The organism is Enterococcus ureilyticus (assembly GCF_001730315.1).
In the GTDB taxonomy this organism is placed as follows: Bacteria; Bacillota; Bacilli; order Lactobacillales; family Enterococcaceae; genus Enterococcus_L; species Enterococcus_L ureilyticus.
In genome coordinates, this window is the sequence record NZ_MIKC01000001.1 from 236,567 (window position 1) to 251,774 (window position 15,208).

The 15,208-nt window shown below is 37.9% G+C and carries 8 protein-coding genes, 1 pseudogene and 1 other annotated feature; of the genes and pseudogenes, 2 read left to right on the top strand and 7 right to left on the bottom strand.

Annotation, left to right across the window (positions count from 1 at the left end):
* Positions 1-42: 42 nt before the first annotated feature.
* Complete coding sequence (tdc, locus tag BCR24_RS01105; RefSeq protein ID WP_069638710.1) at positions 43-1,896, bottom strand: tyrosine decarboxylase; 1,854 nt, start codon at positions 1,894-1,896, stop codon at positions 43-45.
* Positions 1,897-1,947: 51 nt separating this feature from the next.
* Positions 1,948-3,354, bottom strand: a complete 1,407-nt coding sequence (tyrP, locus tag BCR24_RS01110) for a tyrosine-tyramine antiporter (RefSeq protein WP_069638711.1) — start codon at positions 3,352-3,354, stop codon at positions 1,948-1,950.
* A 382-nt stretch (positions 3,355-3,736) separates the two neighbouring features.
* Positions 3,737-3,939 (top strand) — a binding site (T-box leader).
* A 52-nt stretch (positions 3,940-3,991) separates the two neighbouring features.
* Between tyrP and tyrS the strand changes: the two genes are divergently transcribed.
* Positions 3,992-5,260, top strand: a complete 1,269-nt coding sequence (gene tyrS, locus BCR24_RS01115) for a tyrosine--tRNA ligase (RefSeq protein ID WP_069638712.1) — start codon at positions 3,992-3,994, stop codon at positions 5,258-5,260.
* A gap of 546 nt (positions 5,261-5,806) precedes the next feature.
* Complete coding sequence (locus BCR24_RS01120; protein ID WP_069638713.1) at positions 5,807-6,121, top strand: YerC/YecD family TrpR-related protein; 315 nt, start codon at positions 5,807-5,809, stop codon at positions 6,119-6,121.
* Positions 6,122-6,267: 146 nt separating this feature from the next.
* Here BCR24_RS01120 and lpdA read toward each other — a convergent pair whose 3' ends face one another.
* The 5 genes and pseudogenes from lpdA to mgtA form a co-directional block, all read right to left on the bottom strand.
* Positions 6,268-7,674, bottom strand: a complete 1,407-nt coding sequence (gene lpdA, locus BCR24_RS01125; RefSeq protein WP_069638714.1) for a dihydrolipoyl dehydrogenase — start codon at positions 7,672-7,674, stop codon at positions 6,268-6,270.
* 7 nt (positions 7,675-7,681) lie between these two features.
* Positions 7,682-9,319: a dihydrolipoyllysine-residue acetyltransferase gene (locus tag BCR24_RS01130; protein WP_069638715.1), complete on the bottom strand. Its 1,638-nt coding sequence runs from the start codon at positions 9,317-9,319 to the stop codon at positions 7,682-7,684.
* Between the two features lie 137 nt (positions 9,320-9,456).
* Positions 9,457-10,434, bottom strand: coding sequence for an alpha-ketoacid dehydrogenase subunit beta (locus tag BCR24_RS01135; protein ID WP_069638716.1), 978 nt, complete (start codon positions 10,432-10,434; stop codon positions 9,457-9,459).
* Positions 10,435-10,436: 2 nt separating this feature from the next.
* Positions 10,437-11,552: a pyruvate dehydrogenase (acetyl-transferring) E1 component subunit alpha gene (pdhA, locus tag BCR24_RS01140; protein WP_069638717.1), complete on the bottom strand. Its 1,116-nt coding sequence runs from the start codon at positions 11,550-11,552 to the stop codon at positions 10,437-10,439.
* Between the two features lie 569 nt (positions 11,553-12,121).
* Positions 12,122-14,746 (bottom strand): annotated as a pseudogene (gene mgtA, locus BCR24_RS01145) (magnesium-translocating P-type ATPase); the annotation flags it as partial.
* Positions 14,747-15,208: the final 462 nt, after the last annotated feature.

Here is a 15,208-nt window from a genome sequence, read left to right on the forward strand (position 1 = left end):
GCTGTATTATCGCCTTACCGCACCTACAGTTATTCAATGCTATTACTCAGCGTAGATTGCTTCTAATTTTTCTTGAATTGCTTCTTTGATTTTTTCAGCATAGTCATCAAAGACTTCTTTGTCGTTCATATACGGAGACATTCCAGCAGCACGTAAAATCGTTACTTTGTCTGCGCGTTCCCATTCAGCACGTGAAAAACCTAAACTGTTTACAAATTCAAACGGACTGTGACCATATTCTTCAATTGCAAAATCGGTATGTGATGTAATGAATTCGTTGTTATATAATCCACCTTTTGCATAAGATGCATAGTCATAAAAATCATGATTCAATTTGTTCATTTTCACAAGATCTGTATTTCCTTTTTCGTTAAATACATAATCCACCATGTTAAAGTCTGGTTTTGTCAATGCATGGATCTCGATCGTTTTATCGCCCACTTTAAACTCTAAACCATCAATAAAATGATAGAAATGATAAGCCCCTTCAATACTTGCACCCATCAATTTACCGTAACCTGTTACGTTTAATGGCAAGACTTTGTGAGCTGTCCAAACAGCCGCTGCTGTTGCTCCTGCTTTAGATCCTTCAAGAATATAAGCACCTAATAATGCTGGAATATCCGCCCCTTTTTCAAAAACATAGGTCGCAAAGTAAGAAATCACGTCACGCATGCGGATATCTTTGATTACAACACCACCAGCTGAATAAGGAATATAGCCCATTTTGTGTGGATCGATCGTTACAGATTCAGCTTGTTCGATTGCTTTAAAAGAATCATAAACTTCTCTTGTTAGCCAATCATTTTTTTCTTGGAAGATGTTATGTTTAGCATAAACGTCCTCGATTTTGTCCCATTCAATAAATTGATCCTTTTCATCTAAGAAGATTGAACGACCATACCCACCATACGCTGCATCGACGTGTACATAGAAGTAAATCCCTTCTTTGGCTAATTTATCACGCAAAGCAATGATTTGGTCGATACGGTCAACTTGTCCTTCTTCAGTTGAACCAACCACGCCTACAACACCAAGCGTTGGAATACCTTGAGCTGCTAAATCACGAATTTGGGCTTCTAGTTTGTCAATATCCATGCGGTATTCACTATTTACTTCACCAGCAATGACTTGATCTAAACCAATACCGATAATGTCAGCGGCTTTTAACCATGAATAGTGTTTTGTTTGTGGTACGATCCATTTACCTAATTTATCCAAGTTTTTACCACTACGAGCTGATTGTGCTTTGATTTCGTCAAAGTTATCTTGTACCTGATCTAAAATATCTAAGACTTCCGTTGTTGACATGTTCAATAATTCCCAGTCTGTTTTACCTGCAACCATTTCTGGCACAACGGCTTTGATGGCGAATGGTAAAGATTTCATATTGCGGGCGTACCATAAACCTTCTAAGTTAGCGATTGAGCCATCAGCTGCGATATGACCCCACCCCTCTTTGTAGCCCATCAATGTAGCAAATTCTAACCCAACTTCTTCTTCCATTTGTGATGTTGCGGGTGATGATTCATACGCCACATTATTACCATTCCAAAGCATTGCAGTTGTATAGGCAATAATTGATGGCATTAATGTTTCGGCGTTCATATGACCCCAAAAACGACCTGCTGAGTGCCATGGAAGTGATTCTGTACGTAAACGTGAAGATAATACATTGAAGACATTTCTCATATTATCCGCTGTTTCTTGGAAACTTTTAGAACTTCTATCTTGTGGTGAAATAACTGGTAAATCTTGTGGCATGTAGTTTTGTCTCCAGCCAACATGTTCATCGATCATTTTATTTAGCAGTTCTTTGAATAAATCAACGTTTTCACCTTTATCACCTATAAATAATGCTTTTAAATTTGTATCGTCTGTGTTGAAATTTTTCATGATATTTTCCTCCGATAGTTTCATAATTGATCATGCTGAAAATGTTGTTTCTTATTTATCTATTTTCTTCCATTCTGGTTTCTTTCTCTTATAAATGATCAAAGCAATACCGATCATAATGACCGTCGCTGCAACTTGATAAATAACATAAGCAACATGTCCACTTTGCGGAACAGAGGTTGGCGGAATCAAGCTGACTAGAATCGTCACAACCACACTAACAATTGCTAAAGTAGAGACAAACCACATCAAACCATTGCCTTTACTTCCTAATCTAAATGGACGTTTCACAGTCGGCATGCTGTAACGTAATTTAATTGCTGAAAGTGAAATCAATAGATAGACCACGCAATAAAGAATTGTGGTTGTGATTGTGATAATCAAAAATGCGGCACTAATATCTGGAACTACAACATATAAGAATGACACAAGTGAAATAACAATCGCTTGGATCATGACAAAAACAATTGGAATTCCTTTTGCATTCCGTTTTTGGAAGAATGGTGGTAAGTTTCCTTCTTCTGCAACTTTGATCATTGATTTACTTGGACCTAGGACCCAAGCGCTCAATTGAACTAAAACACCGATTAAAATCATCAAGGAAATAATATTATTGAAAATCGCAGGAATCCCAAGATCTTGTGTCATGATCACAAATGGTTGCGTGATGTTAGCAAGTTCCATTTTTCCAGCTGGTACACTATCTGCTACACTTAAACCAGCAGCTAAGTTAAACACAACTAATAGTAAAACAGATGCAATAACTGCGATTGGATAATTTCGTTTTGGATTATCAATGTTATTTGCGTGAACAGATGAAATTTCTACCCCAGCAAAAATGAAGATGATCCCTGTCAACGTTGGCAAGCTTCCTAAATCACTAAAATCTGGTAATAATTTACTTGCTTCAAAATGACCTAAGTAGCTTTCTTGGTTGATTCCGTGTTTTGCCATATACATCATCCCTAAAACGACTAAAGCAACAAAAGGTATATAGACACCGATCACAGCGCCCCAGTCACCAGCAATTTTTACCATGTCAAATTTCAAATTAAGTAACGTAATACCCCAATAAGAAATCAATATCATAATAAAAATAAATAAATTATTATGCCCTAAATCTGGACGGTCGATCACGTAACCTAGTAATACACCTACAGTTGAAGCAACCATGACCATTCCGAAAAACATTTGTACCCATAATAACCATGACGTAACAAAACCCCATTTTTCACCAAAAGCATTACGTACCCAAACTTGTGGACCGCCTTCTTCCGGCCAACCAGTTGATAATTCGGCTGAAATCAAAGCAATTGGTAAAGCAAAGCAACATGCTGCAATTAGCATATAAAAAATTTGTGCCCACCCGGTAGATGCTAAGGTTGGAACACTACGAACCGTTCCGAAAAAGGCCATGGTAATTCCAATTAGTCCAAATAATGATAATTTCTTATTCATGTTTAAATTTGACCTCCTGATTTAATTTAATTTTTGTTTCTCACATGTGAAATCACTCCCAAAGTATAGGTACGTTTTACACCCAAGTCAAAAAGAATAGAATTAAAAAAATAACCCGTTATTTAACATTTCCCTACTCTATATAGCGCGTCAACGCTCCACTGTATTAAAGCATTTGTGTGAAAAAATAACATAAAACAGCTAATTGTAAAAAGCTCGTTCATAATTGTTAGAAATTATACTGGTCTTTTTCTGCTTTCAAAAAACCTAGATTAAAGAGGGAACTATTTATATGAGAATTCCCACATTTAAAAATAATAAAAGAAAAAAAGAAGTATTTGACAAGTTGGCTTATTTGTCGTAGAATTGCTACAAAATCACATATCAAACTTTAATAAAGCACAGTAGCAAGGATGTCCCTATTTCAGAGAGTCAACATTTAGTGAGAGTTGGCATATACATTTTTTGTGAATTACACTTTTAGTTTCCTACCGTAAGTAGGCGTCTATCTACGATACAGATTTGAGAGGTGTATGATGTTTCATATACAATTTGGGTGGTAACACGGCGAAGTTCGTCCCATAGGCTAATAGCCTATGGGACGTTTTTTATTTTATTTAGGAAAGGAAGAAAAGACATGACAAACATTATTGATGAATTAGAATGGCGTGGCGCCATCAACCAACAAACAGATAGCGAAGGTCTACGTGAATACGTTGAAACCGAGAGCATTTCACTATATTGCGGTGTTGATCCTACAGGAGATAGTATGCATATTGGGCATTTGATTCCTTTTATGATGCTAAAAAGATTCCAAGCGTTTGGACACCATCCATTTATTTTGATCGGTGGCGCAACTGGAACGATCGGAGATCCAAGTGGGCGAACAACCGAACGTCAATTGCAAACAATGGAGACTGTTCAACACAATGTTGATTCTTTAACCAGACAAATGGAAAAATTATTTGCGGTGGATACAGATAACACATTAACTTTGGTCAACAACTACGATTGGACGCACAACCTGACTTTATTGGATTTCTTGAGAGATTACGGTAAATTCTTCAATATCAATACCATGCTTGCCAAAGATATCGTAGCAAGTCGTTTAGAAACAGGTATTTCATTTACAGAGTTTACGTACCAAATTCTTCAATCAATGGACTTTTTACACTTATTCCAACACAATAACGTTCGTATGCAAATCGGTGGAGCCGATCAATGGGGCAATATTACCGCAGGCCTAGATTTGATTCGTAAAAAGGAAGGCGCAGATGCAAAAGCCTTTGGATTAACCATTCCATTGATGCTAAAAGCAGATGGAACAAAATTCGGTAAAACAGCTGGTGGTGCTGTTTGGTTGGATCCAGAAAAAACAACCCCTTACGAATTCTACCAATTCTGGGTCAACCAAGACGATCGTGACGTAATTAAATACTTGAAATTCTTTACCTTCTTAACAAAAGACGAGATCGATGCATTAGAAGTTAAAGTAGAAACCGAACCACATTTACGTGAAGCACAACGTGTGTTAGCCGCAGAAATGACAAAATTTGTGCATAGTGAAGCTGATCTAAATGATGCATTAGCAATTTCAGAAGCCCTATTTTCTGGTAACGTAAAAAATCTAACCTCAAAACAAATTGAAGAAGGCTTTAAAAACATGCCTACTATTGAAACAGAAATACTTGGTCAAACTCTTGTCGATTGGTTGATTGAACTTGGCATTGAACCTTCTAAACGCCAAGCGAGAGAAGATATCACAAATGGTGCAATTTCAATCAATGGTGACCGTATTAAAGAGTTGGACTTTGTCGTTACAGCAGAGCACAGCTTTGATGGCAAATTCATTATTGTTCGTAAAGGTAAAAAACAATACACTTTAGTGAAATTGATTTCTAAGTAAAAACTAAATAGGCTATTTTAAAAGGGAAGCAAACTAAAATTAGTATGCTTCCCTTTTGTTTCATTTTTTGCATTAATTCACTCAATTCACTGGACAAAATAAAAAAAAGTTTTATAATAAAAAATGCTTACTGAAAAGTTTACAGTGTATTTTGACGTATCGGTAGAATAAGTTATCTAGCTTTACGGGCTAACTCTTCGGAAAAAGATAAAATAGGATTGTGGCAAAAAGTATCACCCTCTTATTTTCCTATTTTTCTGTTAGAACTGGATCATCTGCCGCACTTTGTTTTATCTAGCTTCACGAGCTAGCCTCTCGAGAAAAAGATAAAAACTGAATGAGACAAAAAGCGTCTCAGTCAGTTTTTCTTATTTTCCAGTCGAGGCTGGACAAGCTCGCTCAGCTTTTAAAACTATCTAGCTTCACGAGCTAGCCTCTCGAGAAAAAGATAAAAACTGAATAAGACAAAAAGTGTCTCAGTCAGTTTTTCCTATTTTCCAGTCGAGGCTGGACAAGCTCGCTCAGCTTTTAAATTAGGAGGGACTTATGAAAATCGACAAGATACAAGACGGCCACGGTGATGAGTTTTTCCGTTCTCTATTGGCTTTAGAAACCTTGGAGGATTGCTACAATTATTTCGATGACTTAATGACATTAAAAGAGCTGGATTCTATGATTCAGCGCTTTGAAGTCGCAAAGTTACTGTTACTAAATAAAACGTATAGTGATATCGCTGAAGCCACTGGCAGCAGCACTACAACGATTTCTAGAGTGAAAAGAATCATAGATGAGGGAAACGGTGGATTGCTTGAAATGGTCCATAGAATCGATGAGCAAGATGATAGAGAGCTTCATCGCTGAAACATAGCCTTAGTGATACCGAATAACAAAAAAGACGGTTAAAAGTTGTTAAATCTTACTAAGTTTTAACAGTCTTTTCAATTAAAACTAAAACAAAAGACCGAGCCTGGCCAGCTCGGTCTTTCTTTGTGTGACAAATATGCTATTTAAATATGAATTGGCAAACCTAAAGCCAATTCAGAAGCATCCATAGTAATTTCCCCTAAAGATGGGTGTGGATGGATTGTTAATGCAATATCTTCAGCATTCATGCCAGATTCAACCGCTAATGATAATTCAGAAATCATATCACTTGCGCCAACTCCACCGATTTGTGCTCCGATAATGACATTGTCTTCGTTTGTTGTTACCAAACGTACGAATCCTTCAGTTTTACCTAAAGAAATAGCACGGCCGTTACCAGCGAATGGGAATTTGTAAGCTGTTGCTTCTAATCCCGCTTCTTTGGCTTCAGCGATTGTCATACCAACACTTGCTAATTCAGGATCAGTAAAGGCTACAGCAGGCATTGCTTTGTAGTCTACTTCTACTTTTTTACCAGAAATTGCTTCAGCGGCAATTTTTGCTTCGTAGCTTGCTTTATGAGCAAGAGCAGCGCCTGGTACGATATCCCCAATAGCGAAGATGTTTGATACGTTTGTTCTACCTTGTTTGTCCACTTGAACTAAACCACGTTCGCCAACTTCAACACCAGCTTGTTCTAAACCAAGATCATCTGTGTTTGGACGACGTCCAACTGTTACCATTACGTAGTCAGCAGTTACTGATTCTTCTTTGCCGTCTACTTCATATTTAACCGTTACGCTGTCGCCGTTGTCGATTGCTTCTTTAGCCATCGCTTTGGTTACAACTGTTACATTTTTCTTCTTGAAATCATCTGTAACTAATTTAACCATATCTTTTTCATATGTTGGTAAAATTGAAGGACTACCTTCTAAAATCGTTACTTCAGAACCAAGGTTCGCATATGCGCCACCTAATTCTGCACCGATAACACCGCCACCGATGATCACAAATTTCTTAGGCACTTCTTTCAAGTTCAAACCACCTGTAGAATCTAAGACACGGCCGCCAAATTTAAATCCTGGGATTTCGATTGGGCGAGAACCTGTCGCTACGATTGCATTATTGAATGAGTATGTTTGCGCTGAATCTGGATGAATCACACGTAATGTGTTTTCATCAACGAAAAACGCTTCTCCTTCAATAATTTCGATTTTATGTTTTTTAAGAAGGAAACCAACACCGCTTGTCAACGTATTAACAACTTTGTTGTCTTTCCATTCTTGTGTTTTTGTAAAGTCTAACTCAACCTCTTTAGCTGTTACACCAAACATAGTTGAATCTAATGATTCTTGATAGTGATGTCCAGCTGCGATCAATGCTTTAGAAGGAATACATCCAACGTTTAAACATACACCGCCGATAAACTCACGTTCAATGATCGCAACTTTTTGACCCATTTCAGCAGCACGAATCGCTGCAACGTATCCTCCAGGGCCTGAACCAATTACGACTGTATCTAATTCAATGGCGAAATCTCCTACTACCATGTGATAATCATCCTTCCATTAATAATAATTCTGGATCAGCTAATAAACGCTTGATGTTGTTCATTGCTTTTTGAGCAGTTGCGCCATCAACGATACGGTGGTCAAAACTCATTGAAAGTTTCATGACACGTCCAACGACGATTTCACCATCTGCATTTACAACTGGTTGAGTAGCGATTGTACCAACACCTAAAATCGCAACTTCAGGGTAGTTGATAACTGGTGTGAACCAGCCACCACCAACTGAACCGATATTACTGATTGTGATAGAACCATCACGCATATCCGCACCAGTTAATTTGCCTTCGATTGCTAGAGCTGCTTTTTCGTTGATTTCATCAGCGATCGCAAACATGCTCTTAGTATTCGCATTTTTAACGTTTGGTACATATAAACCATGATCAGTATCTGTTGCAATACCAATGTTATAGTAGTTTTTATAAACAATTTCTTGTGCTGCGTCATCAATTGATGCATTCAAGATTGGGAATTTTTGAACCGTTGCTGTCAATGCTTTCACAACGTAAGGTAAGAATGTTAATTTCGTACCGTTTGCTGCTGCAACATCTTTAAATTTCTTACGGTGATCCCATAATTTAGACACTTCAACTTCATCATGTAACGTAACATGTGGAGCAGTATGTTTACTGTTCACCATTGCTTTCGCAATTGCTTTACGAGTTGGTGTCATTTTTTCGCGTGTTTCAGCTTCACCTAAGTCAGAAACGAATGGTTTAGCTGGTGCTTTTGGTGCTGCTTCAGTTGTAGTTGTTGCTTGTGGTGCTGCTGTAGTTTGTTCAGCTGGCGCTGCTGCTTGTCCGCCACCTGAAATAAAGCTTTCGATATCCGCTTTTGTCACACGTCCGCCTTTTCCAGTTGGTGCAACTTGTGTGATATCTACATCTTTTTCACGAGCAAATTGACGTACTGATGGCATCGCCAACACACGTTTGTTTGGATCAGCCGCTGCTACAACACCTGTTGATGCTGCTGGAGCTGGTGCTGCTTGTTCAGTTTGAGCAGGCGCACTTGCTGCTGGCGCTGCTGAACTTGATGCAGAATTATGTCCTGGTGCATCGATTTCGATCAATACATCCCCAACATTTGCTACCGTACCTTCTGGTACTACGATGTTTTTAACTGTTCCTGTAACGGGTGAAGGAATTTCTTCAACAGATTTGTCATTTTGAACTTCCAATAAAGTATCATCTTCGTTGATTGTATCGCCAGATTTAACGAACCATTTTACGATTTCGCCTTCTGCAATACCCTCACCGATATCTGGTAATTTAAATTGGAACACACCCCCATTACTGTCTGTTGCAGGTGCTTCTGGAACAGCTGCTGGTTGTGCAGGTGTTTGTTCTTGAGCTGGAGCTGCTGGTGCAGCGTCATTTTCAGGATGTCCAGGTGCATCGATTTCAATCAATACATCTCCAACATTTGCTACAGTACCTTCTGGTACTACGATAGATTTAACTGTTCCTGTAACGGGAGATGGAATCTCTTCTACAGATTTATCATTTTGAACTTCTAATAATGTATCATCTTCATTGATGGTGTCTCCTGCTTTAACGAACCATTTTACGATTTCGCCTTCTGCAATCCCTTCACCAATATCTGGTAATTTAAATTGATAAGCCATTTTTTAAGCCTTCCCTTCCTTTATCGTATCTGTCTAACTAGTCATTTACTGAAAATAACAGCGCTAAATTTCCACGTGATAAGCTATCACGTGAAAATCAAGGCACGTTTTTAAAGTAAGATTTGTTTAGTCTCTAATTAAAATTCTGCGATTTCTCTAGCTTTCGCTTCGATATCTTTAGCATTTGGCAACCAAATGTTTTCTGCTTGTCCAAATGGGAAGATTGTATCTGGAGCAGATACACGGCCAATTGGCGCTTCTAGTGATAAAACCGCACGTTCAGAAATTTCAGAAACAACCATAGCGCCAACGCCAGCTTGTTTTTGTGCTTCTTGAACTACGACTACACGACCAGTTTTTTCAACTGATTTGATGATTGTTTCAACATCTAAAGGAGCGACAGTACGTAAGTCAATGATTTCAACAGAAATATTGTCTTTTGCTAAGTTGTCAGCGGCTTTGATTGCTTCACGAACCATTGCACCGTAAGTAATGATAGAAATATCAGTACCCTCACGAGTCACAGCTGCTTTATCTAATGGCACTTCATATGCTTCATCCGGCACTTCCTCACGGAATGAACGGTATAATTTCATATGCTCTAAGTAAACAACAGGGTCATTGCTTCTGATTGCAGAAATCAATAGTCCTTTTGCATCATATGGATTTGATGGAATAACCACACGGATACCAGGAGATTGAGCAATCAATCCTTCTAAATTATCTGAGTGAAGTTCTGGTGTATGCACACCACCACCAAATGGCGCACGAACAGTAATAGGCATGTTACGTGTTCCACCCATACGGTAACGAGTACGAGCCATTTGACCAACGATTTCGTCAAATACTTCAAATACGAATCCAAAGAATTGGATTTCAGGAACTGGACGGTATCCTTCTAATGATAAACCAAAAGCTAAACCACCGATTCCAGATTCTGCTAAAGGAGTATCGAAGACACGGTCTTCACCAAATTTTTCTTGTAACCCTTCAGTTGCACGGAAAACTCCGCCGTTTTTACCAACGTCTTCACCAAAGACCAAGACGTTTTCGTCTTTCTCTATTTCAAGAGCTAAGGCATCTGTAATTGCTTGGATCATTGTTTTTTGTGCCATGATTATTTCGACTCCTTCGCTTCGTAGAATGCAATTTGTTCTTTAATGTTTTGTGGTTGAACTTCAAACATATTTTTCAAGAAATCAGATACTTTTTGTTTTGGAACTTTATCTGCTTCTGCAATTGCTACTTTGATTTCTTCTTTAGTTTTTTCGATTACTTCGTTTTCTTTTTCTTCAGACCATAAGCCTTTCTCTTCTAGATATTTGCGGAAACGAACTAGTGGATCTTTTTGTACCCATTCGTCATCCATATCTTTCGAACGGTAACGAGTTGGATCATCACCGGATAATGTATGTGGACCATAACGGTAAGTTAGTGTTTCGATTAAAACAGGACCATTGCCATTTGCAGACCATTCACGTGCTTCTTTTGCGATTGCATAAACTGCTAATGGATCCATTCCGTCAACGACGATCCCTGGAATTCCTGCGGCTACTGCCTTTTGAGCTAATGTTTTAGCTGCTGTTTGTTTTTCACGAGGTGTTGAAATCGCAAAACCATTGTTTTGGATGATGAACACGCCGTTTGCATGATATGCTCCTGCAAAGTTGATTGCTTCATAGAAATCACCTTGTGAAGAACCGCCATCACCTGTATAAGTGAAGACAACGTTTTTCTTGCCGCGTTTTTTCATTCCTAAAGCAACTCCTGCTGCTTGGATGTATTGCGCACCAATGATGATTTGTGGTGGTAGAGCATTTAATTCTGGTGCATAGTGGTTACCTGCTACATGTCCACGAGACCATAAAAATGCTTCTGTTAAAGGTAAGCCGTGTTGAACTAATTGAGGTACATCACGGTAACCTGGTAATAGGTAATCTTCTTTTTCCATCGCAAATTGACTTGCTAGCTGACTTGCTTCTTGCCCAGCAGTTGGGGCGAAGAATCCTAGACGACCTTGACGGTTCAACGCAGTTGAGCGTTGGTCTAATACACGTGACCAAACCATACGAGTCATTAATTCTACTAATTCGTCATCTGATAAATCCGGTACAGCATCTTCGTTTACGATTTTCCCATCTTTATCTAAAATTTGAAATGTTGGGAAATCAGCGTCGACTTTTTCCATAAGTGCCTTAAAGTCAATAGGTTTTTGTTTCTTTGCCTTTGCCATTTTGTCACACAATCCTCTCTGTTACGTTTCTTTTTTTCGTAAAAAGTAAAACAGCGTTAAAAACTGTATTACTTTTTATCGACTACACTTACAAATTATCACTAAACAGGTAAAAGAGCAAGTAAAAAGTGAGCATTTCTTTAAATTTGATTAAAATACTTGAAACCTTTCGTATCAAAGGTTAGTGATTAAAATCACAAACAAGAAACCGTTTTACAAATCACCTTCCTAATCATATCCTTTGACAACAGGCTGTTATAGTCATCTTGTCCGTTGTTATGCTACAGCAAATTTACAAGTTAGAAATTATTTGCTAAAAAATGAACAAACATTTCCAAAACAAAAAAAATAGAACAAAGACAAAAATTTAGTTATTTTGTCTTTGTTCTATAAAAAACGAATATTAGTAATTAAAAAATAATTTTTCTTCATTCATTACGAATGACAGCTTTGATCGCAGAGAAATTTTTCGGTATTTCTAGATAAGCATTTTGCTTTAAATGAACGAATCAAAATCTTGATTTCATCAAAATCACTCATAAAAAAAACGAAATCTATTTTTTTCTAAATCAAATCCACTCTTTTGTAAGATGGATATAGATCCGTTTGGCAACTTCGACTGTGATCAAATATAGTACAATGATCAAAATGAACCAGCCCCAATAATTAGCTGGAAGTTTCACAAAGTCGAAAACTTCCCGAATTGGTGTCAAGACAATCAATAAGCCTAACCCTACCGCTCCTATACTGGAAAGAATCACAGCAGGTGAAGCAATACTTTGAATAAATGGTAATTTTCTTGTCCGAACCATTTGAACAACCAATGTTTGACTAACTAATCCGACCACAAACCAACCTGTTTGGAACAAATGTTGGCTACCAATCGTATTCGCACTGAAAACAAACCACATCACAAGATAGGTCATAATATCAAAAATACTACTTACAGGTCCAATGCATAAGGTAAATTTCATCAAGCCGTTTGTTTCCCAGCGGACAGGTTTTAATAAATCTTCTTCATCAACATTATCCCAAGGAATGGCCAATTGCGCGATATCATAAATCAAATTTTGAATCAACAATTGAATGGAAAGCATTGGTAGAAATGGTAAAAAAGCACTTGCAATCAATATCGAGAAAACATTCCCAAAGTTAGAACTGATTGTAATTTTAATATATTTCATCATATTACTAAAAACTTTACGTCCCTCAATCACACCGTCTTCTAAAACATTCAAACTTTTTTCCAACAGAATAATTGAACTAGCATCTTTCGTAATATCAGCTGCTGTATCAACTGAGATTCCTACATCTGCTTTACGAAGTGCTGGTGCATCATTAATTCCATCTCCCATGAAACCGACTGTGTGACCATTTCCTTGCAGTGTTTCAATAATTCGAGACTTTTGCATCGGGTTTAATTTAGCAAATAAATTAGTTTTTTCGACTTCGTCTTTCATTTGTTCATCCGACATATTATCAATATCAGAACCAAGTACGACATGAGACACTTCGATTCCTACATCGCTACAAACTTTCTTAGCAACGATATCATTATCGCCTGTTAAAACTTTTACATTCACACCATGCTCGTGTAAGGACTTGATTGCCGTGATCGCTGATTTTTTCGCTGGGTCCAAAAAGCCCATAAAACCGATCAGCGTCATTCCTTGCTCATCTTCCACACTATAAATGGCTTCACTATGCACGTCTTTTTTCACCGCTACGGCTAAAGCGCGCATACCTTGTTCATTCATACGAATATTGACTTCACGCATTCTTTTTTGTAATTCAGGTGTTAACGGTACGATCTCCCCGTTGATTTCAGCATGTGTACAAACAGCTTCCATCTCTTCTACCGCACCTTTAGTGATCATAAATTGATGACCATCTGCATTGACCACCACCGTTAAACGACGACGAGAAAAGTCAAACGGAATTTCATCTAGTTTTGTCACGGAATGATACGGACTTTGATTCTTATTTTCCTCATAAAAGTTGATTACAGCGATGTCCATCAAGTTTTTCCAACCCGTTTGATAATGAGAATTTAGAAAAGCCATATCTAGAACTTGATCATTAAGTTGTCCTAGCGGATCTAAATGTTGAACCAAAACAACTTTGTCTTCTGTAATCGTTCCGGTTTTGTCCGTACAAAGAATATCCATACTCCCTAGATTTTGAATAGAAGGCAACTCTTTCACAATGACTTTATGTTTGGATAAGCTTAATGCCCCTTTTGCTAGGTTACTCGTTACGATCATTGGCAACATTTCAGGTGTTAATCCAACAGCGACTGCAATTGCGAAGAAAAACGCTTCGCCCCATTCACCTTTTGTAATGCCATTGATCAAAAAGACGATTGGAAACAGAATCATCACCATTCTTAGTAAAAATTTACTAACTTTTGTCAAGCCAATATCAAATGATGTTTTTCCACGTTGTGTTGTCGCATTTTTAGCAATATCACCGAAGAATGTATTTTGTCCAGTCTTCAAAATGATTGCTTTACCTTGTCCACTCAATACATCCGTTCCCATAAAAATCAAATCCTGCATATCTAAAGCAGAAACTGATTCTGAATTCTTATCAATACCTGCATCCACAAATTTTTCGACTGGCATTGATTCACCAGTCAAAGAAGATTGATTGATAAAGAGATCCTTTGTCCATATTAGTACGGCATCCGCTGGAATCATATCACCTGTTGCAAGTGTTACAATGTCTCCAGGTACAACTTCGTCCATCGGAATTTCTTTTGTTTGACCCGCACGCGTTACAGCTGTTGTATTTTCGATGAGTTCTTTTAGATTCAGACTTGCTTTTTGGGAACGATACTCTTGAATAAAGGCAATAATAACACTAGCTAAAATCATGATTCCCATCACAAGTGCTGCTTCAAAATCTTTGGTTACAGCTGAAACGACCATTAATAAAGCTAAGACATAAACAAATGGGTCTTTGAATGCTTCTAAAAACATAATAATTGCGGGTGTTGGTTTTTGTGCGGACACTTCATTTGGTCCATATTCTTCTAAACGATTTTTGGCATCTTCTTCTGATAACCCTTTTTCTGATGTACGAAGTTCCATCATCAATTCACGTTCAGAAAGCATTGCTAATTTTCTTAATTCTTGGTCTTTTGTTGTTTTCTTCATTTCGGTCATTTTTTTATTCATCATTTTCTTTTCCTCCTTTGCTTCATCTTATCGAGGAGAGAAAAAAATCATTTCATTTCCATCGTTTCTAAGATGAAGGCTACATTTCGTTTGTTTTTGGTCTGACTGGGGTCTTCCATGAGTCTCTTCCTCTCTTTTGGTTTATTTGGAACGATAGATTTTTTGTTAGGTGGGAATCTTGTTCTCTTGAGTTCTGCTCTTGGTACTGTTTAACATCTGTCTTCTTTCAATCTGCTTGTTTCTTTTTGCGGAACTTCGCTCCCTTTGGTCGCCAAGTACTGTTCATCATCAACTCTGGCAGAGCCAGTACGTTTTCCTGTTCTTAGACTTTTTGCTTACTAGCTTCTGTTTTCCTTCTACCTGCTTGTTTCTTTTTGCGGAACTTCGCTCCCTTTGGTCGCCAAGTACTGTTCATCATCAGCTCTGGCGAAGCCAGTACGTTTTTCTATTCTTAGACTTTTTGCTTACTAGCTTCTG